The 640-nt window shown below is 30.9% G+C and carries 1 protein-coding gene; it reads left to right on the top strand.

Annotated elements, in window-relative coordinates; translation table 11 throughout:
* Window positions 1–206 (top strand): hypothetical protein (locus RB298_RS01250; RefSeq protein WP_486045373.1); only part of this gene is annotated, 206 nt, incomplete at its 5' end.
* Between the last annotated feature and the right edge of the window lie 434 nt (window positions 207–640).

Below are 640 nucleotides of genomic sequence, written 5' to 3' on the forward strand. Positions count from 1 at the left end.
GTATTGAAACAGTAAAAAGCTCCAAAAATGCAATCGATATCCGAATTGATATGAATCAAAATAGTAAAGGCCAACGGGAAATACCTATCATACTATTTCGAGTAGCATCTAACAGTAGACACGTTATTCTTAAATTACTAACAGTCTATTCTGTTAGTAATTTTATAAAACTCTTACTGTCGATAAAGAAAAGGAAGAAAAAATAGAAAAGGCTGTTATGAACGGTGGGATGAAGGTTTATAGCATGTTAGATAAATCTGAATACCATATGGTGGATTTCAAAGTAAATTTAGGTATGGGGAAAGATGGACGTGTAAGACTTTTTGAAATTAATCCTCCTTAAATTCCTTTCCGTGTATCAACTCAGAATCATTCCTTGATTAGACAAATCGAATATGTTTCTTATCTTGCTTTAAATAAACAGCCACAACATGCATCACAGCTGGAAGTTGATAAAAAATGCTGGAAATTCTGAAACTAAAATAACAGTATGGAATAAAGTTTTGGATTATGTTTGGAATAATAAAGATCCTATAACGCATGGCCAGATGCAATATTGATAGTTTTATTAAAAATACCCATATCCATACTTTTATCTTTCTCTAAAAATATGTTTAACATCATGTTAAATGCCTATAGC

Source organism: Priestia sp. BR_2, from assembly GCF_041954005.1.
GTDB lineage: Bacteria > Bacillota > Bacilli > Paenibacillales > Paenibacillaceae > Paenibacillus_AQ > Paenibacillus_AQ lautus_A.